General features: G+C 49.0%; 18 protein-coding genes. 12 read left to right on the top strand and 6 right to left on the bottom strand.

Features of this window, described 5'->3' with window-relative positions; translation table 11 throughout:
* The first annotated feature begins 153 nt into the window (after positions 1-153).
* The 3 genes from AB1I50_RS06330 (at position 154) to AB1I50_RS06320 (ending at position 3,316) form a co-directional block, all read left to right on the top strand.
* Positions 154-924 (top strand): Ltp family lipoprotein, encoded by a 771-nt coding sequence (locus AB1I50_RS06330; protein ID WP_407723175.1) that lies wholly within the window; start codon positions 154-156, stop codon positions 922-924.
* A 69-nt stretch (positions 925-993) separates the two neighbouring features.
* Positions 994-2,283, top strand: a complete 1,290-nt coding sequence (locus tag AB1I50_RS06325; RefSeq protein WP_407723173.1) for a DUF1015 domain-containing protein — start codon at positions 994-996, stop codon at positions 2,281-2,283.
* 115 nt (positions 2,284-2,398) lie between these two features.
* A complete protein-coding gene (locus tag AB1I50_RS06320; RefSeq protein WP_407723171.1) occupies positions 2,399-3,316 on the top strand; it encodes an asparaginase domain-containing protein in 918 nt (305 codons plus the stop codon).
* 295 nt (positions 3,317-3,611) lie between these two features.
* On the opposite strand, the gene AB1I50_RS06315 is transcribed toward AB1I50_RS06320, so the two are convergent.
* Positions 3,612-5,159, bottom strand: a complete 1,548-nt coding sequence (locus tag AB1I50_RS06315) for a C40 family peptidase (RefSeq protein ID WP_407723169.1) — start codon at positions 5,157-5,159, stop codon at positions 3,612-3,614.
* 469 nt (positions 5,160-5,628) lie between these two features.
* Here AB1I50_RS06315 and AB1I50_RS06310 point away from each other — a divergent pair, with 469 nt between their 5' ends.
* The 3 genes from AB1I50_RS06310 to AB1I50_RS06300 all read left to right on the top strand — a co-directional run bounded on the left by AB1I50_RS06310 (position 5,629) and on the right by AB1I50_RS06300 (position 9,867).
* On the top strand, positions 5,629-6,369 hold the full coding sequence (locus AB1I50_RS06310) for a leucine-rich repeat domain-containing protein (protein ID WP_407723167.1): 741 nt from the start codon (positions 5,629-5,631) through the stop codon (positions 6,367-6,369).
* A gap of 108 nt (positions 6,370-6,477) precedes the next feature.
* Complete coding sequence (gene adhE, locus AB1I50_RS06305) at positions 6,478-9,099, top strand: bifunctional acetaldehyde-CoA/alcohol dehydrogenase (protein WP_407723165.1); 2,622 nt, start codon at positions 6,478-6,480, stop codon at positions 9,097-9,099.
* Positions 9,100-9,117: 18 nt separating this feature from the next.
* The gene (locus AB1I50_RS06300; protein WP_407723164.1) at positions 9,118-9,867 is read left to right on the top strand and encodes a phosphotransferase family protein; all 750 of its coding nucleotides are present in this window, start codon (positions 9,118-9,120) and stop codon (positions 9,865-9,867) included.
* Positions 9,868-10,123: 256 nt separating this feature from the next.
* Here the strand turns inward: AB1I50_RS06300 and AB1I50_RS06295 are convergent, their stop codons facing one another.
* Positions 10,124-10,732 (bottom strand): HD domain-containing protein, encoded by a 609-nt coding sequence (locus tag AB1I50_RS06295; protein WP_407723162.1) that lies wholly within the window; start codon positions 10,730-10,732, stop codon positions 10,124-10,126.
* The gene (locus AB1I50_RS06290) at positions 10,729-11,208 is read right to left on the bottom strand and encodes a deoxycytidylate deaminase (protein WP_407723160.1); all 480 of its coding nucleotides are present in this window, start codon (positions 11,206-11,208) and stop codon (positions 10,729-10,731) included. The genes AB1I50_RS06295 and AB1I50_RS06290 overlap by 4 nt, the downstream gene beginning before the upstream one ends.
* Positions 11,209-11,567: 359 nt before the next feature.
* On the opposite strand from AB1I50_RS06290, the gene trkA reads away from it, so the two are divergent.
* From trkA to AB1I50_RS06275, 3 genes are all read left to right on the top strand, one after another.
* The gene (gene trkA, locus AB1I50_RS06285) at positions 11,568-12,926 is read left to right on the top strand and encodes a Trk system potassium transporter TrkA (protein WP_407723158.1); all 1,359 of its coding nucleotides are present in this window, start codon (positions 11,568-11,570) and stop codon (positions 12,924-12,926) included.
* Positions 12,927-12,929: 3 nt separating this feature from the next.
* Entirely contained in the window at positions 12,930-14,378 is a 1,449-nt protein-coding gene (locus AB1I50_RS06280; RefSeq protein ID WP_407723156.1) for a TrkH family potassium uptake protein, read from the top strand.
* Between the two features lie 191 nt (positions 14,379-14,569).
* Positions 14,570-15,568, top strand: coding sequence for an FAD:protein FMN transferase (locus tag AB1I50_RS06275; protein ID WP_407723155.1), 999 nt, complete (start codon positions 14,570-14,572; stop codon positions 15,566-15,568).
* 106 nt (positions 15,569-15,674) lie between these two features.
* On the opposite strand, the gene AB1I50_RS06270 is transcribed toward AB1I50_RS06275, so the two are convergent.
* A complete protein-coding gene (locus tag AB1I50_RS06270) occupies positions 15,675-16,553 on the bottom strand; it encodes a radical SAM protein (RefSeq protein ID WP_407723153.1) in 879 nt (292 codons plus the stop codon).
* A gap of 38 nt (positions 16,554-16,591) precedes the next feature.
* Positions 16,592-16,837 (bottom strand): hypothetical protein, encoded by a 246-nt coding sequence (locus AB1I50_RS06265; RefSeq protein WP_407723151.1) that lies wholly within the window; start codon positions 16,835-16,837, stop codon positions 16,592-16,594.
* A 351-nt stretch (positions 16,838-17,188) separates the two neighbouring features.
* Between AB1I50_RS06265 and pulA the strand changes: the two genes are divergently transcribed.
* The 3 genes from pulA (at position 17,189) to AB1I50_RS06250 (ending at position 24,056) form a co-directional block, all read left to right on the top strand.
* Positions 17,189-20,905 carry a type I pullulanase gene (gene pulA, locus AB1I50_RS06260; RefSeq protein WP_407723149.1) on the top strand — a complete coding sequence of 1,239 codons (3,717 nt, stop codon included), beginning with the start codon at positions 17,189-17,191 and terminating at the stop codon, positions 20,903-20,905.
* A gap of 449 nt (positions 20,906-21,354) precedes the next feature.
* Positions 21,355-22,749 carry an MBOAT family O-acyltransferase gene (locus AB1I50_RS06255; protein ID WP_407723147.1) on the top strand — a complete coding sequence of 465 codons (1,395 nt, stop codon included), beginning with the start codon at positions 21,355-21,357 and terminating at the stop codon, positions 22,747-22,749.
* A gap of 80 nt (positions 22,750-22,829) precedes the next feature.
* The gene (locus AB1I50_RS06250) at positions 22,830-24,056 is read left to right on the top strand and encodes a DHHW family protein (RefSeq protein WP_407723145.1); all 1,227 of its coding nucleotides are present in this window, start codon (positions 22,830-22,832) and stop codon (positions 24,054-24,056) included.
* Positions 24,057-24,463: 407 nt separating this feature from the next.
* Here the strand turns inward: AB1I50_RS06250 and AB1I50_RS06245 are convergent, their stop codons facing one another.
* A complete protein-coding gene (locus AB1I50_RS06245; protein WP_407723143.1) occupies positions 24,464-25,003 on the bottom strand; it encodes a hypothetical protein in 540 nt (179 codons plus the stop codon).
* Positions 25,004-25,179: the final 176 nt, after the last annotated feature.

The raw sequence follows: 25,179 nt of genomic DNA, 5'->3' as shown, positions 1-25,179 counted from the left end.
AAAAATTTCATTGTAATTATAGCACAATAAAAAAATATTTGCCACCTGAACGCATAAATATTCGGAAAAATATTGATTTTTACTGCCGAAATTTAGTATAATAAAGGTCAAGGCGGCGTATCGTCTTAAATAAGAAGTAAAGGAGTTTTTGATATGAAAAAGCTTGTACTTATATCTCTATGCGCAATGCTCTGCGTTGTTTTCTGCGCCTGCAAGGGTGAAGAAAGCAGCTCGACCGAGAGCACAACAGCTCAGGTAACAACAGCAGCGGCAACTCAGCCGACGACTAAAAATCAGACCGAAACCGCAGCCGCGACAACGGCTGACAGCAATTCGTCCTACGCTTCCGCAAAGGAGGCGGCGGTAGCCGACGCCAAGAAGTTCCTCGAAAAGGCAAACTATTCTTACCAGGGACTTTACAATGATTTGGTGTATATGGGCTATGCCGACGAGGACGCCAAGTACGGCGCCGATAACTGCGGAGCGGATTGGAGCGAGCAGGCGGTAAAGCGTGCAAAGGCTCTCGCCGCAAACGGCATTACAAATTACGACAACCTCGTTGAAAAGCTCGAGTCCGAGGGCTTTACAGGCGAGCAGGCGGCGGTCGGCGCACAGGCGGCAGCTCAGTCGCAGGAGTCCGGACAGAATGATGACGTAATAGCCGCGGCAAAAAGATATGTTGACACAGGCAACTACACCTACACCTCGCTTATCGACAAGCTTCAGCAGGACGGCTTCTCCACAGGCGACGCCAAATATGCCGCAAATAACTGCGGAGCTGACTGGAACGGTATGGCGGCAAATGAAGCCAAAAAGCTGATTGACGGCGGAGTCACGACCAAGGAAGAAATTGTCGACCAGCTCATCTTCAAGGGCTACACCTACCAGCAGGCTGTTCACGGAGCAGAGGCAAACGGACTATAATATAATAAACGGACGGCGGAAAAGCCTTAGGAAAGCTTAAAAACCGCCTGAACAAAAAGGGGTAATCTTATGGCAGAAATCAAACCGTTTAAGGGTATGAGATACAACACCTTTCTCGCGGGTAAAATCGGAGAGCTTTGCTGTCCTCCGTACGACATCATCAGCGAGGAGGAGCGCCTCGGCTATATCGCTGAGAACGAGTACAACGTAATAAGGCTAGAGCTTCCCAAGGAGGGCGGGGACGTCTACAAAACCGCAGGCGAGGTGCTCGATATGTGGAGGAACACCGGCGTGCTCGTTCACGAGATTAAGCCGGCTGTGTATATCTACGAGGAGGAGTTCAACGCCTATAACAAGCGTTCAAGCGTAAAGGGAATAATCGTCCGCGTAAAGGTCGAGGAGTTTTCAAAGGGCGTTATTTTGCCGCACGAGTTCACGCTCTCAAAGGCAAAGGCAGACCGCTTCAATCTTATGAAGGCAACAAACTGCAATTTCAGCCAGATTTACGCGCTTTATATGGACGAGGAGCACACCACTCTCAAGACAATCGACCGCCTGTCCGACCGCAAGCCCGACCAAAAATTTACCGATAGCGACCACGTAACCCACAAGCTGTGGATAATCACCGACGAAAAGGTAATCGAAAAGCTCGTTAACGACTTTGCCGACCGCAAGCTCTACATTGCCGACGGTCATCACCGCTACGAAACCGCGCTAAATTACCGCAACTACTGCCGCGAAAACGGCATTTCAAAAGAGGGCGATCCGCAGGATTACCAGATGATGTACCTTGTGGATATGCAGCACCCGGGACTGGTTGTTTTCCCGACTCACCGCATGGTGCGCGACCTTGAAAGCTTCGACAAGGACGAGGTTCTTAAGGGCTGCGAGGAGTATTTTGACATCAAAAAATTCACCAGCGTCGGCAATATCAATTCCGAGCTTTCAAAGCAGTATAAGCAGGGCAAAAAGGTGTTCGGCTTTTACTGCGGCAAGGGCGAGTGGTATCTGCTCGTGCTCAAGGATATCGAGGTTATGGCAAAGGTTCTGCCGGATTTGAGCGAGGCTTCGCAGCAGCTCGACGTAAGCGTGCTCCACTCGCTAATCCTCGAAAAAACAATGGGTATCGACAAGGAGAACATGGCGAATCAGATAAACCTGACCTACACCAAGTTCTTTGAAGAGGCGATTATGAAGGTCGATAAGGGCGAGTTTCAGTGCTCGTTTATCCTCAACCCGACCAGGGTTACGGAAATCCGCGACGTTGCCGCCGCAGGCGAAAAAATGCCGCAGAAATCGACCTATTTCTATCCCAAAATGATTACCGGAATGGTTATGAATGACCTTAACGAGAGTTAAGAGTTTGATTTTAGAGTTTAGAGTTGAGAGTTTAGAGTTTAATGTAACCTGACTCTCAACTTTTGTTTATTTTTCAAAACCCGGGCTATAATATTTTTATGTTAAAGGTGTTTATATGAAAAATTTAACGCTGTTCACAGGCGGCACAATCGCGTGTTCAAGCAAAGGCGGCGTGCTTTCACCCGATAAAGACAACGGCTTTTTGCTGCTCGATATGTACAGGGAAACCGACGGCACGGTGGATTTTACCGCCGAAATGCCGTACAGTATTCTGAGTGAAAACCTCTGCGCCGAAAATCTTAATACTCTATGGAGCTGCGTTTCAGCGCACGACCTTTCAAAATATGACGGCGTAATCGTCTGCCACGGCACTGACACTTTGCAGTATACAGGCGCGTTTTTGTCGCTCAAACTCGGTCTTTGCGAAACGCCCGTCGTGCTCGTCTCGGCAAATTATCCGCTTAATCACCGCCGCTCAAACGGTTTTGAAAACTTCTGCGCCGCCGTAAGCTTCATCAAGTCGGGGCAGGGCAGGGGAGTGTTCATTTCCTACAAAAACGACGGCGAAATATTCGCGAATATCCACCGCGCAAGCCGCGCACTGCCGCACCTGCCGTACTCGGATGATTTGTTCAGCCTGAAAAATCAGCCCTATGGCTATGTAAAAAACGGCGTGTTCGTCAAAAATCCTGCTTACTCCGAGACCGCGGACGAGTTCGCGGTAATGCCCGATAAGCCGCTCAATAAAACCGTGCTGTATATCCGCCCCTACCCGGGAATGAAATATCCGCCGCTGACGGACGATTGCAAGGCTGTCCTGCTCGACAGCTACCACTCCGGCACAATCCGCACCGACGGCGGCGGTATTGAGGTTTTTTGCAGGGAAGCCGCAAGCAAAAAAATCCCCGTCTGCCTGACGGGTTCAGAGGACGGCTTTAACTACGAGAGCAAGCAGAGGTACAGCGAGCTCGGCATAAAGGTTCTGCCCGTATCCTCGCCAATCCTCGCGTATGTTAAGCTCTGGCTTATTTAGAGTTTAATGTTTAGAGTTTAGAGTTTAATTGTAGGGGCGACCCTCGCGGTCGCCCGGGGTCGTTCAATATAAGTTTGCAAATCAAATCAAACCGTTAGACGAGAACAAACGTCTGCTTTGATGACAGCCGCAAGGGGCTGTCACTACAATGAACCCTATAAGTTAGCTATTTAAATCCTCCCCCTACAATTCACAAGGAAAGAAGGTGCGGACAATTTGTCCGCCTGAAAAAAACAGGGCTCGGAAAAAATCCGAACCCTGTAATAGTTTATCCATATTTAATTGGCAATCCGGCTTACCACTTTGTGTTAAGCTGAGCCCTCATGGAAGTCTTTTTCTTCTTGGCTACGTACTTCTGATAGCGAGTCTGCTTTTTGTCGCGCTTGAGCATGAAGAATGCTACCGCGCCGAGAATAACCGCTACGAGCACGAACCAAATCCAGATGTTGGCTGTTCTCTTAACCTGAGCCGCAAAAGAGGGGATAACAGATGCCGAGCTTGCAAGAGCCTGCTCAGTTACCTTGTTAGTCTTTTCGGCAACGTTAGAAGCTGTGTTAGCGTAGGTCTGGTTTGTCTCGTTAGAAACAATAAGGCTTGTGGGTGTGAGCGAACCTGATGTAATCTGGTTCGGGCCTGAGCCTGCGCTTACCGCAACCTCCTGCTGCTCGTCAACATTAACAACGGGTGTGGGGTTAGCCGCAGCCTTGTCGCTGAAGAGCAGAGCGTATGTAGCGTCGTCGAGAATACCTGTAGCCTCAAGACCGTTCTGTGTCTGGAATGCCTTGATTGCTTCCTCTGTGATATCTCCGTAGAAGCCTGTGGGCTGCATTCCGAAGTATCCGAGGTCGAGCAGCTTCTGCTGAATGTTGATAACTTCCTCGCTGAAATCACCGTTCTGGGCGATGATTACGGGAGCTTTTTCCTCAGGCTCAGTGGGCTGAGTTGCTTCCTCTGTGGGCTGAGTTGCTTCCTCAGCCTTCTTGGCGTGGGGAGCGTCGTCCGAATAAAGAACGTCTCTGTCTGAGCCTGCGATACCGTCAACGGTTACGCCTGCCGCCTCCTGAAAGGCACGGTAAGCCTGCTCGGTAGCGTTACCGAACTCGCCGTCGATAGGACCGTCGTAGAAGCCGAGCTCCTTAAGACGTGACTGAATCTTCTCTACCTCTTCACCGGAAGATCCGTTGCTCCAGGTTGAGGGAGTCTCGGACTTTGATGATGAAGAATCAGATGACGGAGTATCCGAAGCTGTGGAGTCCATATTTGCAGGAGTTGTGCTCGAATGTCCGTTAGAATCGAAGTAGTATGTAGTACCGTCGATTGTTCTTGATGTGTTTACAATATACTGGCCGTCCTCATAGTAGTAGTAGTTACCGTTGAACTTCTCCCAACCGTATGTAGGATAGCTAACCGCCGCAAGCTTGAACCAATATGTCCAAGAGTTCCAGCCGCCGATTTCGTCGTAGCATACGCCCCACTCATCGCCTCTGGCGTCAACTTCCATATTGTTCTCAATGTAAACGCCTACGTGACCGGGTCTCCAAAGACCGAGACCGTGGATTCTGGGGATACCTGCGTCAACCGAACCCTGCTCTGTGCAGGTTTCAATCATGGCGATACGCTCGCCGCCGCAATATGAGTAGATAAGTCCCGAGCAGTCAACCGCTCCGGGGGAAGTACCGCCCCATGAATATGCCCAGCCTTCGTTGTACGCGTTTAGCGCATACTCGGCAAGACCTGCGCCTGTGCCGCTCGCTCCCGCGGTTACGCTGCTGCCGAATACGCATACGCTCGTAATTACAAGAATACATAAGGTGACAGCAACCAGTTTCTTTAACCTGTGCATTTTTATTACCTCCAAAAGTAACAAGCATATTGTACGGAACGCGGCTAAAAGTTACAGCCGGCGAACCACTTGTTAACAAATTTGTAATAATTATATCACCATTGTTTCAAAAAATCAACCCTTTGAACCCTTGTTTTTTCATTTTGAGGGAAATTCAGGCACGTTGACCAACATTTATTTCTGTAATCGAACTATTTTGAATGAATTGGTTACAGAATTCGGCGAATTGTAATATTTTTCCTGTAAAATTGTAATTTTCAGGAAACGAAAAATAAATTTTTCTGCAAAAATCCACCGAAGTTCACGGAAAAATCCTATATATAATGTATACGCGCACGCGCGTACATAAATAATAATACAGAAAATTATAAAAACTCATTGCAATTATTCCGTTAAAATGTTAGAATAGGAGTAATCAACATGTATAATCGATTTGATTTAGTAAAAAGGAAAAGGAAGGATGCTTAAAATGAAGAAAATTATATGTGCGCTTCTCGCGTGCTTAATGTGCGTTACAGCGGCAATCACATTTGGTGGATGCGGCTGCAATAAGGACAAGTCAAGCAACCAGACCAGCAAGAGCAGCGGCCCCGGCTACGTTGTTCCCACAACCGAACCCGACCTCAAGGACGACACCTTCGGTTATTATATCATCAACTCCAAGGAGCTTATGCTCACAAGATATTACGGCAAGGGCGGCAAGGTTGAAATTCCTGCCGAGTTCCAGGGCTATAAGATTTCAATCATCGGCCACAGCGTATTCAACGCAAGAGACGTTGAAGAGGTTGTAATTCCCGACTCAGTAACCGAAATTCAGGACTATGCTTTCTCGGGCAACAAAAAGTTAAAGAGCGCAACGCTCTCCAAGAACCTCAAGGTTCTCGGCATCAACGCTTTCTTTAACTGCCAGGCTCTGCAGAGCATTGAGCTTCCCGCGACTCTTAAAGAGATCGGCTCATACGCATTCTGTGCAACAGGCCTTACAAAAGTTACAATCCCCGAGAGCAACACACTCTCAGAGCTTCCCCAGTTCTGCTTCTTCCAGTGCGCTTCTCTTAAAGAGGTAACAATCCCCGTAACCATCACCAAAATCCCCAAGGACTGCTTCAAGGAGTGCCCCCAGGATATGGTAATCAAGGCTTACAGCGGTTCATATGCTCTCAGCTACGCTCAGAAGTACAGCATCAAGGCTGAGGAACTCAAAAGATAAGTAAATTTAACACAGCTTAGTAAATAATCACCGGACAGCCTTTATTACCGAGCTGTCCGGCGATTTTGCTTTATTATTGTCAGCACAAATCAAGAAAGGGAGATTTTTATGAGCGACAAAAAGTACCCTGTCGTACAGAGCGCAAGGAGCTTTGAAAAGGCGCTTAGCCGCGTTAGAGAGGCTCAAAAGAGGTTCGCGCTGTATACTCAGGAGCAGGTAGACAAAATTTTCCTCGCCGCGGCAACAGCAGCCAATCAGGCAAGAATTCCGCTTGCCAAGATGGCGGTTGAGGAAACCGGCATGGGCGTTGTCGAGGACAAGGTAATCAAAAACCACTTCGCCTCGGAGTATATCTACAATACCTACAGAAACACCAAAACCTGCGGAGTAATTGAGGAGGACAGGGTTTACGGCACAATGAAGATTGCCGAGCCTATCGGCGTTATCGCCGCGGTTATCCCCACAACCAACCCAACCTCAACCGCGATTTTTAAAACCTTAATCAGCTTAAAGACCAGAAACGGTATCATCATCAGCCCCCATCCCCGTGCTAAAAAGAGCACAATCGAGGCGGCTAAAATCGTTCTTGATGCGGCTGTAGCGGCAGGCGCTCCCGAGGACATCATCAGCTGGATTGACGTTCCGTCGCTCGAGCTCACAAATATGCTCATGCAGGAGGCTGACATTATCCTCGCGACAGGCGGCCCGGGCATGGTAAAGGCGGCTTATTCAAGCGGCAAGCCTGCTCTCGGCGTAGGCGCCGGAAATACCCCGGCAATTATCGACGACTCTGCGGACATCCTGCTCGCGGTTAACTCGATTATCCACTCCAAGACCTTCGACAACGGTATGATCTGCGCTTCCGAGCAGAGCGTTATCGCGACAAGAAAGGTCTACGCCAAGGTTAAAAAGGAGTTCAAGGCGAGAGGCTGTTACTTCCTCAACCCCGAGGAGACCGAAAAGGTCAGAAAGACCATCATCATCAACGGCGCTCTCAACGCGAGAATAGTAGGTCAGAAGCCTGTTAGAATCGCGGCTCTCGCAGGCGTTGAGGTTCCCGAAAACACAAAAATCCTCATCGGTGAGGTTGAATCTGTCGATATCAGCGAGGAATTCGCTCACGAAAAGCTCTCGCCCGTACTCGCTATGTACATGGCAAAGGATTTTGACGAGGCTATTGAGAAGGCTGAACAGCTTATCGCGGACGGCGGCTACGGCCACACCTCGTCGCTCTATATAGACGCGGTTAACGAGAGAGAAAAGATTGACAAATTCGCGGCGCGTATGAAAACCTGCCGTATTCTCGTAAACACTCCGTCATCACAGGGCGGAATCGGCGACCTTTACAACTTCAGACTTCTTCCGTCGCTCACACTGGGCTGCGGCTCTTGGGGCGGCAACTCGGTAAGCGAGAACGTGGGAGTTAAGCACCTGTTGAACATCAAGACCGTTGCCGAGAGGAGAGAGAATATGCTTTGGTTCAGAGCGCCCGAAAAGGTATATATCAAAAAGGGCTGTATGCCGGTTGCCCTTCAGGAGCTCGGTGACGTTATGGGCAAAAAACGCGCCTTCGTCGTAACCGACAGCTTCCTTTATAAAAACGGCTACACCAAGCCCATCACCGACAAGCTCGACGAAATGGGCATTACTTACACGGTATTTTCCGACGTTGAGCCCGATCCGTCGCTCAAATCAGCACAGAGCGGCGCCGAGGCTATGACAAAGTTTGAGCCCGACGTTATCATCGCGCTCGGCGGCGGTTCGGCAATGGACGCCGCAAAGATTATGTGGGTACTCTACGAGCATCCCGAGGCGGACTTCATAGATATGGCAATGCGCTTTGTGGATATCCGCAAGAGAATTTACACCTTCCCCAAGATGGGCGAAAAGGCTTATTTCGTAGCTATCCCGACATCCTCGGGCACAGGCTCCGAGGTTACTCCCTTTGCGGTTATCACCGACCAGGATACAGGCATCAAGTATCCGCTCGCGGATTACGAGCTTATGCCGAATATGGCTATCGTTGACGCTGACAATATGATGAGCGGCCCCAAGGGACTTACAGCCGCTTCGGGTATCGACGCGGTATCACATGCGCTCGAGGCTTACGCTTCGGTAATGGCTACCGACTTCACCGACGGTCTTGCTCTCAAGGCGTTAAAGGTTATCTTTGAGTACCTGCCTGCATGCTACGACAACGGTCAAAACGAGTCCTTCGCGCGTGAAAAGGTTGCTCACGCCGCAACAATGGCAGGTATGGCGTTTGCCAACGCCTTCCTCGGCGTATGCCACTCAATGGCTCACAAGCTCGGCGCGTTCCACCACATCGCCCACGGCATTGCGAACGCCCTTATGCTCGAGCAGGTTATCCGCTTCAACTCGTCCGAGGTTCCCACCAAGATGGGCACATTCTCGCAGTACGACCATCCCCACACCCTCGCGCGTTACGCTGAGGTCGCTCAGTTCCTCGGCTTTGCCGGCAAGAACGACAAGGAGAGCGTAGAGAACCTTATCAAGGGTATCAACGAGCTCAAGGCAAGGGTCGGAATTAAGGAGACAATCGCAGACTACGGCGTTGACGAGGAATACTTCCTCAAAACTCTCGACGATATGACCGAGCAGGCGTTTGACGACCAGTGCACAGGCGCTAACCCGAGATATCCGCTTATGAGCGAAATCAAGCAGATGTACCTCAACGCTTACTACGGCAACAACAAAGACGCCGTTTGATAATAAGGGGGTTTTAAAATGAAATTTGACAATATTCTCGCGGAGAGAAAAAATAAAGTAATTTACAGGGACGGCAACCTCGCGGTTAAGGTTTTCGACGAGTCCTTCCCCAAGTCTGACATCCTCAACGAGGCGCTCAACCAGGCGAGAGTTGAAGAAACCGGCCTTAACATCCCCAAGATTGAGGAGGTTAAGAAAATCGACGGCAAGTGGGCTATCGTTTCAGACTACATCGAGGGCAAAACCCTTGAACAGCTTATGAATGAAAACCCCGATAAGATTGACGAGTACCTCAATCAGTTCGTTGACATTCAGGTTGAAATCCTCGGCAAAAAATGTCCGCTCCTTAAGAGAATCAAGGACAAAATGCAGGATAAAATCAGCCAGACCGATCTTGATGCGACCACGCGTTACGAGCTTCACACAAGGCTCGCCTCGATGAAGGATCACAACAAGGTCTGCCACGGCGACTTTACTCCGTCCAACATCATCATCGCGGAGGACGGCACACCGTATATCCTCGACTGGGCTCACGCTACCCAGGGCAACGGCGCTGCCGACGCCGCGAGAACCTACCTCACCTTTGTTCTGAAGGACAAAAGGGAGCTCGGCGAAAAGTACCTAAAGCTCTTCTGCGAAAAGACCGACACAGCGCGCCAGTACGTAGACCGCTGGATGCCGATTGTAGCGGCTTCACAGTCCGTAAAGGGCAAGCCCGAGGAAAGAGAGCTCCTGCTCTCATGGGCAAGCGTTTGCGAGTACGAATAATGCCGGGTTGCCCCGGCAGGCAGTTCGCGTACTTCGGCTCGGCGCGCAGCCGTAACCCGCTGTTTCGCGGGATAGCTTGCGCTGAACAAACGCTGTCTGTTGATAATTAATTACACAAAAAACACCCCGATTCGCAATGAGTCGGGGTGTTATTGTTTTTTAAAGCCTCCACCGCTTGCGGGGGAGGTGGCACGGCATTTATGCCGTGACGGAGGGGGCAGCGTTTCCAATTACGCCACGTTTTGAATTGCAAACATTAATCTTTATCATCAATTATTTTTTTGCCCTCAACATTGGGCATAATAAAATTATTCAGCGAATAATCCCACAGTTTTTCCGAGCCCTCGGGGGTGATTTCGTTTCGCTTCAGAATTTGGCTGAGCCTGATTTCATTCTCAGCCCAGACCTTGCCGCCTGTCGAATTATTGAGCATTGCAGGCTGAATATTGTCCATTGTATGGGCAAACTTAGATTCGGGAGTTTCTCCGGCTTCAAACTCGTCCCACAGCGCCCTGAACTTTTTTGCTTGGTCATCGGGCAGAATATTAAAAATCCTGTTCGCAGCCTTCAACTCACGCTCACGCTGGCTGAGCTTTGCGTTGTCGTCGTAGGCGTAGGTGTCGCCTGCGTCAATCTCGACGATATCGTGAATCAAAAGCATGGTGACGGTTTTCAGAACGTCGATTTTTTCGTTCGCGTATTCGCTCAAAAGCACGCACATGAGCGCGGCGTGCCATGCGTGCTCCGCGTCATTTTCCGCGGTTTTGCCGTCGCTGAGCAGTGTGCGGCGCTTAATCCGCTTTTCCTTGTCCGCTTCAAGGCAGAACTCAAACTGCCGTTTTAATCTATTGTCCGTTTCGCTCATCTTTCAAAGTCCAGCGTAATTTCTTTTTTATCGGTCTTGAAAACCGTCAGCTTAACGCCTGCCGATTGCAGCATTTTCTTTGAGGCGACAGTTGCAGGAGTGTCTGCGTACTTGTCGTAAAGGTACACAATCTCCGCAATACCCGACTGGATAATCGCCTTGGCGCACTCGTTGCAGGGGAACAAATCAACATACAGCTTTGCGCCTTTAAGGTTTTTCCCTCTCGCGTTCAAAATCGCGTTGAGCTCGGCGTGAACAACGTAGTTGTACTTTGTGTCGTCGCCCTCGCGCTCCCACGAAAAAACATCGTCGGAACAGCCGTACGGAAAGCCGTTGTAGCCTGTCGAGAGAATAATATTGTTGCCGTCGACAATGCAAGCGCCGACCTGAGTGTTGGGATCCTTACTGCGCTTTGCGGCGAGCAGCGCCACGCCCATAAAATATTCATCCCAGTTTATGTAGTCCATGCGTTTCATAAAAACAACTCCTTTTGTTTTAGAGTTTAGTGTTTAGAGTTTAGAGTTTAGTGAATGGTCGCTTCGCTCCGATTTATAATATTGCAGAGCTTTAGGAAAAGTTAATTTCACACCATATTAATTCATTCGGGCACAAAACGTTTCGGGAAAGCCGACCTGTCCACTCGACCGAAATTTTCCATTCTCAATTTTCCTTTTTCAATTTTATTCTACCATATTATTTTGCTTTATGAAAGTACAAAAGGTGGTTTTTATCAAAAAAATTTCGTTATTTATTGATTTTTAGTGACAAAAGGTGTATTATGACGTTACGTTAAAATGGAAACTATGTTTAATCCGTAAATATAAGAGGGTTTAGTATGAAGATAATTATTGTCGGTTGCGGAAAAGTCGGCACATCCATCGCTACCGAGCTTAATTCCGAGGGACACCAAATCAGAGTGGTCGATACTAACAAATTTGCCGTAAGAAGGCTTGCGGATTCCATTGACGCAATGGGAATCGAGGGCAACGGCGCAATTTACGAGACCTTGGCAGAGGCCGAGGTATCTTCGGCGGATTTGGTAATCGCCGCTACGGCGCGCGACGAGGTTAACCTGTACACCTGCCTTTTGGCGAAAAACTCAGGCGCTAAAAACACAATCGCCAGAGTAAGAAACCCCGAGTACACCAACGACCTTTTCAGGGTTAAGGAAGCTTTGGGACTTTCAATGTCGATTAACCCCGAACTCACCGCGGCTATCGAAATCAGCAGACTGCTCAGGTATTCGGGAGCTCTCGAAATCGACAGCTTTTCAAAGGGCGCGGCTGACTTAATCAAGGTTTACGTTCCCGAGACCTCGCCGATTGCAGGCAAGGCTGTCAGCAAAATCGACATTCAAAAGGGCAAGGTTCGAATTTGCACCGTCGAGCGCGGCAAGGAAGTATTTATCCCGAACGGCGATTTTATCATTCAGGCAGGCGACAAGGTTAGCGTGGTCGCAAAGCCCGACATCGCGACTAAATTCTTTAAAAAAGCCAACATCTCAATCGGCAAATGCCGCGACGTAGTAATCTTGGGTGGCGGCAGAATTTCTTACTACCTCGCTCAAAAGCTGCTAAAGGGCGGCGCGAGCGTCAAGATTATTGAGAAAAAACCCGAACGCTGCGAGGAGCTCGCCTATTCGCTCCACGACGCCACAATCATCAACGGCGACTGTATGGATCAGGATTTGCTTATGAGCGAAGGCATTGAGCACGCTGACGGCGTAGTAGCCCTGATGGACTACGACGAGGAAAATATCCTCGCCTCAATGTACATCAACAGCGTTTCAAAGGCAAAGGTAATCACCAAGGTGAACAACACCTCGTTCAACAGCATTGTTGAGCGAATGGATCTTCAGTATGTTATCAACCCCAAGAGAATAGCCGGCGAATATATCGCGCGGTACATCAGGGCAATGCAAAACTCAATGGGCAGCAACGTAGAAACCCTCTACAGGCTCAGCGAGGACAGGGTAGAGGCGCTTGAGTTCAAGGCGAAATCGTCTACAAAGGTGGCGGCTATTCCGCTTGCCCAGCTCAACCTAAAGGACGATTTGCAGATTATCTGCATCGGCAGAAGGGGCAAGATTATCCTGCCTGCCGGCACGGACTGCATTATGCCCGACGACAGGGTGGTTGTTGTAACAAAGCACAAGGGTTTAAGCGACCTTGACGATATTTTGAGCAGGCGTTAATTTATGAATAAACGAATTATTGTATATATCCTCGGCTGGGTTTTGATTGTCGAGGGCGTAGCGATGCAGGTCTGCACGCTCACGTCCTTTATCTACCGCGAGCACGAGGGACTGTACTTTTTGATTACCGGAGCGGTAAGCGCCGCGGTCGGCGTTTTTTGCGTAAAATTCAAAAAGCAAAAGAATATGGTTTTGTACCAAAAGGCAGGCTTTTCCGCCACGGCTCTGAGCTGGATTTTGCTCTCGCTCGTAGGCTGTCTGCCGTTTTGGCTCAGCGGAGAAATCCCTGTTTTTACCGACGCTCTCTTTGAGACCGTATCGGGCTTTACCACCACCGGTGCGACAATTTTGACCGAGGTTGAAAAGCTCAGCCATGGTATGCTGATGTGGCGAAGCCTTATGAACTGGCTGGGAGGCATGGGCGTAATCGTCTTTTTGCTCGCGCTTATCCCCAAGCTCGGCGGTCAGCAGAACATCTTTTTGATGAAGGCTGAAAGCCCCGGCCCGATTATTGGCAAGGCTGTGCCGCATATGCGCACCTACGCCGCGCTGCTCTACGGAATTTACTTCGGACTTACCGCGCTCGAGTGCACACTTCTGCTCTGCGGCGGAATGGAGTTTTTCGACGCTATCAACACCAGCTTTGCCACCGCCGGCACAGGCGGCTTCGGCGTAAGAAATACAAATATGGCGGCGTATCACGGCTATTATCTGCAGACGGTTATCGCCGTGTTTATGATGCTTTTCGGCGTTAACTTTTCATTCTACATCCTGCTTATCGCGCGCAAGTTCAAGCAGGCGTTCAAAATCACCGAGTTGTGGTTTTACCTCGGAATTATCGTTCTTTCGACGATAATTATCGGAATTAATATCATTCCGCGTTATCACGACGTTCGCGAGGCGTTCCACCAAAGCTTTTTCTACGTCTCGTCAATCATCACCACCACCGGCTTCGGTATCGGTGACGTAAACGACTGGCCGATGCTCTCAAAGGCGATTATTCTGATTATCACCTTCATCGGAGCGATGGCAGGCAGTACGGGCGGCGGCTTCAAGGTTTCGCGAATCGTTCTGCTCGCAAAGGAAGTAAAAAAGGAGGTCAAGCTCCTTATTCATCCGCGCAACGTCCGGGCTGTAAAGATGGACGGCAAGGCGGTAGACCACAACATTATGCGCACCACCTCGGTGTTCCTCGTGCTCTACCTGATGATTTTTATCGGAAGCTTTCTGCTTGTGTCGATTGAGGGCAAGGACTTTGTCACAAGCTTCACCTCAATCGCCGCGACTCTCAACAACACAGGCCCGGGTATGTCGCTGGTAGGTCCCGTGGGCAACTACGCGACGTTTACTCACTTCTCAAAGTTTGTTATGATGTTCGATATGCTCGCCGGAAGGCTCGAGATTTTCCCGATTATCATCCTCTTTGCACCGTCAATTTGGAAAAAAGTATAAGAATTTACGTTTGATTTAAAACCGAACATTGAATAATGCGGTAAACGCTGTTTTATCACAAAAGTAGGGTTCGGTCTTGACCGAACCGCGGCTTGGGTACATTAGTTGTTTTCCGGGATTGCGGGTCGGTCAAGACCGACCCCTACAGCTTTTTAGCGGATTTTTATCATTCTTATATAATTAAGGAATTTATGAAAAAACTCACCCTGATTTTTACGGCTATAATAATTTTAATATTGTCCGCCTGCGCTCCGTCTCAGAATAAGGAAGGCGAGAGCTTTTTTGCCATGGACACCTATATGCAGGCGGAGGTTTACGGAGACCGCCAAACCGTTAACGATATCAAGGCTGAGATTGAAAGACTCGACAAAAAACTGTCGTCCGTAAACCCCGAAAGCGAAATTTATAAATTAAATAAAAGCGGCAGTCTCGAGCTTGACGGTGAATCGGCAGAGCTTATCAAAAGGTCGGTCGAGCTGTGCGGTTTTACCGACGGCAACCTCGACATCACCGTTTATCCTGTCGTGGAAAAGTGGGGCTTTATCGACAAAAATTATAAAATCCCGACTCAAAGCGAGCTCGACAGCCTGCTTAAAAACGTCGATTACAAAAAAATTACCGTAAACGGCGATACTGCCGTAGTTCCAAACGGTATGAAGCTCGATTTGGGAGCTGTCGCCAAGGGCTACGCCGCCGATAAGTCAAGGGGAATTCTGAGCAAATCTGGCGTGAAATCGGCTATTTTGAACCTCGGCGGAACCGTCCTTGCCTACGGAAAAAAGCCGAACGGCGAAAACTGGAAGGTCGGCATTACCGATCCCGAAAACAATGAAAATTATATGGGAGTTTTGGAGTGCGCCGACAAAACCGTGGTGACCTCGGGCAATTATGAGCGGTACTTTGAGAGTGGCGGCAAGCGTTACTGTCATATTATAAACCCGAAAACAGGCTGTCCTGCCGACAACGGCGTGACCTCGGTGACGGTAATCTCGCCCGACGGCACAAAAAACGACGCGCTCTCAACCGCCCTGTTCGTAATGGGCGCTCAAAACGCGTCGGAGTTTATTAAAAATAAGTGCGGCGATATGGACTTCATAATCCTCACCGCCGACAAAAAGGCGTACATAACAAAGGGGATAGAGGACAGCTTTAGTTTGAAGAATAGTGAGTATGAAATAACGGTTGTTTAGAGTTTAATGTTTAGAGTTTAGAGTTTAATTCTAAAGCCTCCCCCATAGCTTGCGCGATGGGGGAGCCTTTAAATTGGGTGCAAGCTTCATTAAACTCTAAACTCTACTATCCAAGCTCCCAATCCGGAATATATTCCTCTGTCGCGGAGGACAAATCTTGGGTAAAGCCGTCGAGTTCAAGGTCGAACAGCACGCGCTTTACCTTTTCATATTCCCTCTTTGTAATCTTCCGCCCGAGCTTCGGATCGTTTTTGACCTCGCCCCACGGAACGTATTGGCACATCAGGCTGACAAGGATTTGGCTGTCAAACTCGCGCTTTAGTATGTTCAGCACCTCAATGCTGTTCCTCGTGTGGGCAGGGAGGATTAGCTGCCTCACGATAACTCCGCTTTTCATAATCCCGTCGTCGTCAAATTCCGGTTCACCGACCTGGAAAATCATTTCCTTAATCGCGGCGAGGGCGGTGTTGACATAATTCGGAGCGGACGACAGCTTTACCGCGAGCCTGTCGTCGCTGTATTTAAAATCGGGCAGGTAAATGTCCACCAGTCCCGACAGCATATCGAGAATTTTAGGCGAGGTGTAGCCGCTGCAGTTATAAACCACGGGTACGCTCGGCTTGTATATTTTCAGACTTTCCGCAACGGCAGGTGCAAAGTGGTCGGCTGTCACCAGATTTATGTTGTGAACACCGAGCTTTTCAAGCTCCTCGTAGCACTTCGCAAGCTGATTTACGGTGAGGGTAACGCCCTTTTGCGTCGAGGAAATCTCATAGTTCTGGCAAAATTTGCACCGCATTGTACAGCCCGAAAAAAACACCGTACCGCTGCCCTTTGTACCGCTAATGCACGGCTCCTCGCCGTAGTGGGGGGCAACCCTTGCCACAACCGGAAGTGTTCCGAGCTTGCAAAAGCCTTCGCCGTTATTCTCGGTACGCACCGCGCCGCATTTTCGCGGACATAAATTACAAATCAATTTTATCACCGCGTATATTTTATCACAATTTAATGCGGTAATAAAGCCTAAACGTCAAAAAATGTCAGATAATCCTCGATTATGTAGTCAAGCTGTGACGGCTCGGGCTGCAGCTCGTTGAGTAAATCAACCAGCTTGCCGAGATTTTCGCCGTCGCCGCCCATATCAGGGATTTTTCTGACGATTTTTTTATTGTCTGAAATTTCGATGTCATAGAAATTTTGATATTTGCCTTGGCTTTTACTTAGCCTGTATTCCAAATCAATCACGCTCTTTGTGAAAAAACTGCACATACAATAATATCACCATATTTCTTTTATGTCAATATAAAATTTAAAAAACGTTATTTTACGCAAAACAAAAAAAGTATCAGCCTTTGCAAATCCAAGCCCCAAACATTAAACAATTATTAACAATAATCCGCGCCTGAAAATTCAAAAATCCAAAACTATACACATTAACCAAAAACAAGGTGCAAAGTTTGTATTATAGGCATTCAACATAATTCTAAATTAGAAATATAATCTTGTGATAGTTTGATAAAATATAATTATCATACTGGGCAATTTATATGAAATTTTTGCTAATTTTATTAGGAACGCTTTATTTAATGAAATTGGTAAGATATAGGAGTTGATGAAAAAGTGAAATTCAAAAAGACACTTTCGTTGGTACTCTCAGCCCTTATGGTTATGAGCTCGGCTGTAGTTGCCGCCTCGGCAGCTTCGGACGGTTCAGAGGAGGTCGGTGCGTACAGCAACCAGAACTACCTCGAAACCCAGGCTAATAACGCGTACAACGAAGCAAACCTCGGAGCTACCTATACCTCGGAGGCAACCACGTTCAAAACATGGTCTCCCGACGCTACCTCGGTAAAGGTTAAGCTCTACAAAACCGGCTCTGACAACGAGTCCGGAGCAGGCGTAATCGGCGAGTACGCCATGACCAAAAACAACACCACCGGCGTTTGGTCTGCAACCCTCACCGGCGACCACAAAAACCAGTACTACACCTACATTGTTACTGTAAAAGGTGAAACAAACGAAACACAGGACGTATATTCAAAGGCAACCGGCGTTAACGGTAAGCGTTCAATGGTAGTTGACCTTGATTCTACAGATCCCGACGACTGGAACAACGATAACCACGTGTTCTTCAACGCCGCTCAGGAGGCAGTTGTTTGGGAGGTACACGTTCGTGACTTCTCAATCGCGCAGAACGCAGGCGTAAGCGAGGACAATATGGGTAAATACCTCGCGTTTGCCGAGGGCGGAACAAAGCTTAACGGCGACCCGAACGGCATCTCAACCTGCGTTGACTACCTTGTTGAGCAGGGTATCAACTGCGTTCAGCTGCAGCCTGTTTACGACTTTGAGTCGGTAGACGAGGACGCAGGCGCTTCCTCAACAAACCGCAACTGGGGCTACGATCCTCAGAACTACAACGTTCCCGAGGGTTCGTATTCTTCCAACCCATACGACGGTAACGTAAGAATTAAAGAGTTCAAGCAGATGATTCAGGCTCTGCACGACAGAGGCATCTCGGTTGTAATGGACGTTGTTTACAACCATACCTATTCAACTGCTTCCAGCTTTAACAAGACCGCTCCCGGATACTACTACAGAATGAGCTCCTCAACCGCTTATTCAAACGGTTCGGGCTGCGGCAACGAGACAGCTTCCGATAAGCTGATGTACAGAAAGTTTATGGTTGAATCCTGCCGTTACTGGGTAGACGAGTATCATATCGACGGTTTCCGTTTTGACCTTATGGGTCTTCACGACGTAACAACAATGAACGCTATCCGTACAAACCTCGACCAGGTAAGCCAGAAGATTCTTATGTACGGTGAGCCTTGGACAGGCGGCACATCACCCTGCCCGACTCCCGCAACTCAGGCAAGGGCTTCGTCTCTCAATGCGAGAGTAGGTATGTTTAACGACACCTACCGCGACGCTATCAAGGGCGATACCGACGGTACAGGCAAGGGCTTTGTACAGGGTACTACCGAAGCAAACGCTTCTAAAATCGTAAACGGCGTTAAGGGCAAGAGCTTCTCTGCTCAGGCTCCGTCACAGACAATCGCATACGCCGACGCTCACGATAACCTGATTCTCTGGGATAAGATTCTCAGGAGTAACGGTTCTTCAAGCTACACCGTGACAAGCGAAAGCTCAACAGAAAAATACCGTACTCAGGTGCGTGAGGTTATGGCTCTGCTTATGACCTCGCAGGGTATTCCGTTTATGACGGCGGGCTCTGAGTTCGGACGTACAAAGAAGGGCGACAAGAACAGCTACAAATCCGCCGACTCGGTTAACCAGATTGACTGGAGCCGTGTAAGCACCTTCAGCAACCTCGCCCGGTACTATAAGGGACTTCTCCAAATCCGTAAGAACTACGCTCCGTTAAAGGGCGCAAACTTCTCAACCCCGACCTTCCCGTCATCATCGGGTAACGTTGTGGCATATACATACTCCAACAATACCTCAGGTCAGTGGGGCAAGATGTGCGTTCTCGTAAACGGCGGCACAGCAGCTTACACAATCTCTAACCTCGGCGCAAGCAGCTGGGTAATCGTTGCCAAGGATAAGCAGGCAGGTCTTACCAGCCTCGGCACTGTTAACTCCAGCAGCTATTCAATCCCTGCAAAGTCAGCGGCTATCCTTGTTGAGTCTTCAACCTTCAACAACCTCAAGGTTACCGAGCAGTTCGGTACGCTCACAATCAACCACGTTGACGATAAGGGCAACACCCTCAAGACAAGCACAGCTAAGTACAGAGCAGGTAGCAAGTACCACACTCTGCCCGACTCAACACTTCTGTTCGACTATAACCTCATCGGTTCAGAGGGCAACACCTCAGGCACAATCGCTGCCAACACCAACACAACCGTAACCTATAAGTACAGCAACGCCGGTATCATCTCAGGCTACCTCAATGTTAACTTTGTTGACGAGAACGGCACTTCTATCAAGGATTCTACCAAGAAGAAGCTCCGCGGCGGAAATACCTACGACGTAGCTATTCCCACGATCCAGGGTTACGAGCTCGACACAACCAAGTTCCCCGCAAACATCAAGGGAACCTTCACAGGCGATGACATCAACATCACCTTTACATTTAAGAAGTTCGGTTCAACCACAAAGGTTCACTACTACAATTCAAACAACTGGTCAGACGTAAGGCTTTACGCTTACTGCGACGACGGCACTGCTCCCAACGGCGAGTGGAACGTAGCTCCCAAGATGACATCTGAGGGCAGTGGCTGGTTCGTAGGAACAGTTAACGCTCCGGCGGCTTACGTAATGTTCCACCCGACCAGCACCACAGGCGCGGTTACTCAGGAGCCCGGAAAGGGCGAGCCCGGCTACTACGCTGCAGGCGAGGTTTGGATTCAGAACAAGGCGTCAACCTTTAACTCAAAGATGATTGTCAGCCACATCGACCTCAAAACAGGTCAGAAGCTTGCTGACGACGTTGTTACCGAAAAGACAAAGACAACAAGCACAACCTCTTACACAACAACTCCGATTTCGGGCAGAACAGACGTTATCGCTCCGATGAACGCAAGCGGCAACTATCAGCCCGGAACCTTCAACGTAGTATATCTCTACGGCAAAATCGGCGGCGACGATCCCGATCCTCAGCCGACAACCGAGCCTATCCCGACCGATCCTCAGCCCACAACCGAGCCCAAGCCCACAGATCCCCAGCCCACAACAGAGCCGAATCCCACAGGCAAGATCTTGGTTGGCGACGTTAACTTTGACGGCATCATATCTGTAGCGGACGCTACTCTGGTACAGCAGAACGCTGCCGAGATGATCGACTTCAACGCCAAGGAGAAGATTGCGGCAGACTGCAACGGCGACGGTAGTGTAACTGTATTCGACGCAACTCTGATTCAGAAATATGCTGCTGAGTTTGACGAGGAGTTCTACCGCACAGGCACATATGTAGGCGAGGACGATCCTACTCCCGTTCCTACAGTTAAGCCCACCACTCCTGCTCCTACCGATCCTGAGCCTACAGATCCCGAACCCACCGATCCCGACGAGGAGCAGACCTTCCTCCTCACCGATAACTTCGGTTGGGGCAAGGCGTATGTTTACGCTTGGGACGATGACGGAAATGAGCTTAACGGCGCATGGCCCGGAGCTGCCCAGGCAGAGACACAGACAAACGATTACGGCGAGACTCAGTTCATCTGCCACGTACCCGCAGGCGCAACAGGCGTTATCCTCAGTAACGGCAGCGGCGCTCAGACAGAGGACATCACAGACTTCTCTGTAGCAGGCTACTGGATGGACGGCACAAAGAATGACCTCGGTCATTATGTTGTAACCGCTTGGCAATAATTTCAGACAGTAAAAATCAATAATTAACACAGAGTCTGTTTCAGGCAACCGCTTGAAACAGGCTCTTTTTTAGAGTTAAGAGTTAAGAGTTAAGAGTTTAGAGTTTAAATAGTTTTGCGGAAGCGTTTGATTGTATTTTAAAGCCTCCCCCATCACTTGTTATGGGGGAGGTGGCATTTCGCTATGCGAAATGACGGAGGGGGCAGACGCTTCCGTTAGCGCGAGTTTTCCGTTGCAACCGTAGGGGCGTTCTTAGCACAACGGCAACCCTTTTGTCGCTTTGCGACATTTCCCCTAACAGGGGAATCACCCATGTGTCCACCCATATAATTAAACTCTAAACTCTAAACTCTCAACTCTTATATCTACCCCCTTGACTTAACCTGTTTATTAAGTTAAAATAATTCTGTATGCAACTTTGATGTAAAAAATATTCGGGAGGGTATGACTTGGTTTTTTCGAGCCTCGTATTTTTATTTGCCTATCTGGTAATAACGCTTTTAATATACTACATAACTCCGCGCAAATTCCGCAACCTGTTTTTGTTCGCAATCAACCTTGTCTTTTACGGCTGGGGAGAGCCAACGCTCGTTCTGCTGATGGTGTTCAACATCTTCTTCAACTACCTCGGCGGATTTTTGGTCGACAAATTCAGGCAGGATAAGCGAAAAAAGAAGCTGTTTTTAATCCTCACAATCGTGCTCGACATCGGCATTTTGGCGGTGTTTAAGTACACGGGAATGATTTCGGAAACGCTCAATATGCTGCCGTTCCTCAATATTCCCGACCTGCAAATCAGCCTGCCGATCGGCATCAGCTTCTACACCTTCCAGACAATGAGCTACGTAATCGACATCTACCGCGACGACGCTCCGGTGTCAAAGAGCTTTATCAACTTCGGAACCTACGTTGCGCTGTTCCCTCAGCTAATCGCAGGCCCGATTGTCCGCTACCGCGACGTCGCCTATCAGCTTGAGCACCGCCGTGAAACGCTCGACCGCTTCACAAAGGGCGTTAAGCTGTTCGCAATCGGCTTGGGTAAAAAGGTGCTTATCGCAAATCAGATGGGCGCACTCACTACGGAAATGTTCGCGCATACCGACAAAAACGGCGTGCTCGGCACGTGGGTGGGAATTTTAGGCTATGCGTTCCAGATTTACTTTGACTTCTCGGGATACTCCGATATGGCGTGCGGCTTGGGCAATATGTTCGGCTTTGAGTTTCTCAAAAACTTCAATTACCCCTACATTTCAACCTCAATCACCGACTTTTGGCGCAGATGGCATATATCATTGTCAACTTGGTTCAAAGAATACGTTTACATTCCGCTCGGCGGTAACCGCAAGGGCGTGCCGAGACAAATTGTCAACCTCCTGATTGTCTGGGGACTGACAGGTCTGTGGCACGGCGCTTCGTACAACTTCATATTCTGGGGCTTGTACTACGGCATTTTGCTGATAATCGAAAAATTCCTGCTAAAGCGCTTTTTGGACAAGCTTCCGTCCTTTGTACAGCACCTCTACACCATAATAATCGTGCTTATCGGCTGGGGATTGTTCTACTTCACCGACGTTAACCAGCTCTTTTCCTTTATGGGCGATTTGTTCAACGTCTCGAACGGCGCGTTCAGCGAGAGCTCATTAAACCTCACGCTCAGTTACCTTCCGCTCCTCGTCGCGGCAGGAATTGCCAGCACTCCGCTCGCAGCGAGGCTCTACGCCAAGGTTGCGAATAAAAAGTATATCTGGATTGCGGAGACGCTCTTTGTAGCGGTAGTCCTCGTAATCAGCACGGCAAGCCTTGTAGACCAGAGCTACAATCCCTTCCTTTATTTTAGATTTTAATCTGTAGGGGCGACTATTGGTCGCCCGCGGGCGTGCAATGCACGCCCCTACAATAAATACATAATCACTAAGGTGAGAGCATGGATACATCAACTAAAATATATAAAAATCCGATGGATTCGTCGGAAAAGCTTTACCTCGATTCCGAGCCTAAGCCGAACCTTAAAAGCGGAAAGCTCCGCTTTGCTCCGGCGGTGCTCTTTATCGCATTCATTTTCGGACTTGCGATTTGGTTTGTGGTGAACCCCAAGGCGGACTACAGCTCATCGGAAAAACGATACCTTCAGCAGTTCCCCGAAACAAGCGTCGATACCGTCCTCAGCGGAGAGTTCAGTGAAAAATTCGAGACCTACTTTGCCGACCATTTTCCGCAGAGAAATATGTGGGTAGGTCTGAATTCTTACTACAACCTCGGAATTGGACTCAACGGCAGGAACGGCGTATACAACAGCGCCGACGGCTACCTGATTAACGTCCCTGTCGATAAGGAAAACTATGTCAGAAAGAACATCCGCGTCCTTGCAGAGTTCAAGGAGAAAATCGGAGATGTGCCGATGACGGTTATGCTCGCTCCGTCAACCGGCTACATCGCGGCCGACAAGCTTCCGCTCATTCACGATAGCTACAACGACGATATCTATTTTGCCGAAACCGCGAAAACTCTCGGTGAAAGCGGCGTAAACTTCGTCGATTTGCGCGAGACGTTTAAGCAGAAGTATGCCGAGGGCGTACAGCTCTACTACCGCACCGACCACCACTGGACGACCGACGGCGCTTATGAGGGCTATGTAAAGCTCTGCGAAAAGCTCGGCGTTCAGCCTGCGGACAAGGACAGCTTCGCAAAGACTGCCTACGGCGGATTTTACGGCACAACCTACTCCACAAGCGGTTACTGGCTGACAAAGCCCGACAGCATTACAGTGTACGACAATCAGGAAAACACGGACAAAAACATAACCGTGAAAATTTCCGAGGACGGCAAGGACAACCACTACGGCTCGATGTTTTTCTACAACCACATCGGCGAGGACGACAAGTATCCTGTTTTCCTCGACGGCAACCACGCCCTAACGGAAATTCAGAACAAAAACGCGAAGAACGGCACAATCGTCGTAATCAAGGACAGCTTCAGCCACAGCTTGGCGCCGTTTTTGGCGGAGAATTACAGCAAGGTAGTGCTGGTCGATTTGCGTTACTACAAGCAGAGCGTGTCGGATTTGATTAAAAAAGAAAATCCCGAACAGGTCGTTGCCCTGTACGGAATTGACAATCTCGCAACCGATACGGATATTGTTTGGCTGCAATAATGAGAGTTTAGAGTTAAGAGTTTAGAGTTTAGAGTTTAATAAAATAAGCGGATACGTTTGTTTAAAAATTTAAAGCCTCCCCCGTCGCGTAAGCTACGGGAAATTCCCCTGTTAGGGGAAATGGGCGAAGCCCAAAAGGTGATTCCCCTCGTAGGGGAAATGGGCGAAGCCCAAAAGGGTTGCCGACGTGCTAAGGTTGCCGTTTTCGCCAGAAAAAGGTGCCGCCTTAAGGCGGCGGAGGGGGCAGACACTTCCATTACCACAAACCTATCCTTTACACCGTAGGGGCGGACCCGTGTGTCCGCCCGTGATCAGACGCTTCCATTACCGCCAACCTATCCGTTACAGTCGCAGGGACGGATAAATTTAAAGTGATGGGGGAGGCTTTAAATCACAAAACCCTATACCTATACAAGTCTTCTCCCTATAATCTCCACCGCGTTGCGCTCGCAGATTGGCTCGGCAAATTCCTTAACCCTCGCGGCGGAAAATTTTCCGCTCTGCCACTGCCCGAACTCCGACAAAAGCAGCTTGAGCTTTTTCGGAACGGACGGATAATCGAATATCAAAAAGTAAGCTCCGTCTTTTTTGTAGGCGGAGTTTTTTCCGCACCTGATGTTTAACCTGTAAAGGTGCTCCACGGCGCTCAAAAACGCAGAGCTGTCCTCGATTTTACAGCACAGCCCCGAGCCTGCCCTTTTAACCCTGTAGCGCTTTCGCGAATCGACGGTCACGAGCAGATAACAGCTCTTTTCAAGCGGCAGAGCCTCAATGTTCACACGCTTTCCTCCTGTCTCAATCCCCGAGCTTCTGCACGCCCTTCGCGTAAGCCCGATTACACGCGAGCGCGACGCTCCGTCGTCAAAATCAATCCCGTTAATATCCTCAATATCCTGCTCGCACAGCACAATCAGCACGCGGTTATTACTAAGCTTGTTAACAGTCAAAGCGTTCCCCTCCGAAAATAATATATCCAATTCCATAGTATGCCGAAAAATACAATTTCGCAAGTGATTTTTATTGGGAATTATATTGCCAAAAACAGTTAAAAATGATATAGTAAGTTTAGAGTTGAGAGTTAAGAGTTTAGAGTTTAATGAATTAATATAAAGCTTTAATTTTC

The sequence above is a fragment of the Ruminococcus sp. NATIVEDY161 genome (assembly GCF_045819895.1).
Classification (GTDB): Bacteria; Bacillota; Clostridia; order Oscillospirales; family Acutalibacteraceae; genus Ruminococcoides.
The sequence above is the reverse complement of the archived record's forward strand: the minus strand, read 5'-3'. Positions and strand labels throughout refer to the sequence as shown.

Coding starts and splice junctions, on each gene's coding strand:
- AB1I50_RS06330 (WP_407723175.1), top strand. CDS start 154: ATGAAAAAGCTTGTACTTATATCTCTATGCGCAATGCTCTGCGTTGTT.
- AB1I50_RS06325 (WP_407723173.1), top strand. CDS start 994: ATGGCAGAAATCAAACCGTTTAAGGGTATGAGATACAACACCTTTCTC.
- AB1I50_RS06320 (WP_407723171.1), top strand. CDS start 2,399: ATGAAAAATTTAACGCTGTTCACAGGCGGCACAATCGCGTGTTCAAGC.
- AB1I50_RS06315 (WP_407723169.1), bottom strand. CDS start 5,159: ATGCACAGGTTAAAGAAACTGGTTGCTGTCACCTTATGTATTCTTGTA.
- AB1I50_RS06310 (WP_407723167.1), top strand. CDS start 5,629: ATGAAGAAAATTATATGTGCGCTTCTCGCGTGCTTAATGTGCGTTACA.
- adhE (WP_407723165.1), top strand. CDS start 6,478: ATGAGCGACAAAAAGTACCCTGTCGTACAGAGCGCAAGGAGCTTTGAA.
- AB1I50_RS06300 (WP_407723164.1), top strand. CDS start 9,118: ATGAAATTTGACAATATTCTCGCGGAGAGAAAAAATAAAGTAATTTAC.
- AB1I50_RS06295 (WP_407723162.1), bottom strand. CDS start 10,732: ATGAGCGAAACGGACAATAGATTAAAACGGCAGTTTGAGTTCTGCCTT.
- AB1I50_RS06290 (WP_407723160.1), bottom strand. CDS start 11,208: ATGAAACGCATGGACTACATAAACTGGGATGAATATTTTATGGGCGTG.
- trkA (WP_407723158.1), top strand. CDS start 11,568: ATGAAGATAATTATTGTCGGTTGCGGAAAAGTCGGCACATCCATCGCT.
- AB1I50_RS06280 (WP_407723156.1), top strand. CDS start 12,930: ATGAATAAACGAATTATTGTATATATCCTCGGCTGGGTTTTGATTGTC.
- AB1I50_RS06275 (WP_407723155.1), top strand. CDS start 14,570: ATGAAAAAACTCACCCTGATTTTTACGGCTATAATAATTTTAATATTG.
- AB1I50_RS06265 (WP_407723151.1), bottom strand. CDS start 16,837: ATGTGCAGTTTTTTCACAAAGAGCGTGATTGATTTGGAATACAGGCTA.
- AB1I50_RS06250 (WP_407723145.1), top strand. CDS start 22,830: ATGGATACATCAACTAAAATATATAAAAATCCGATGGATTCGTCGGAA.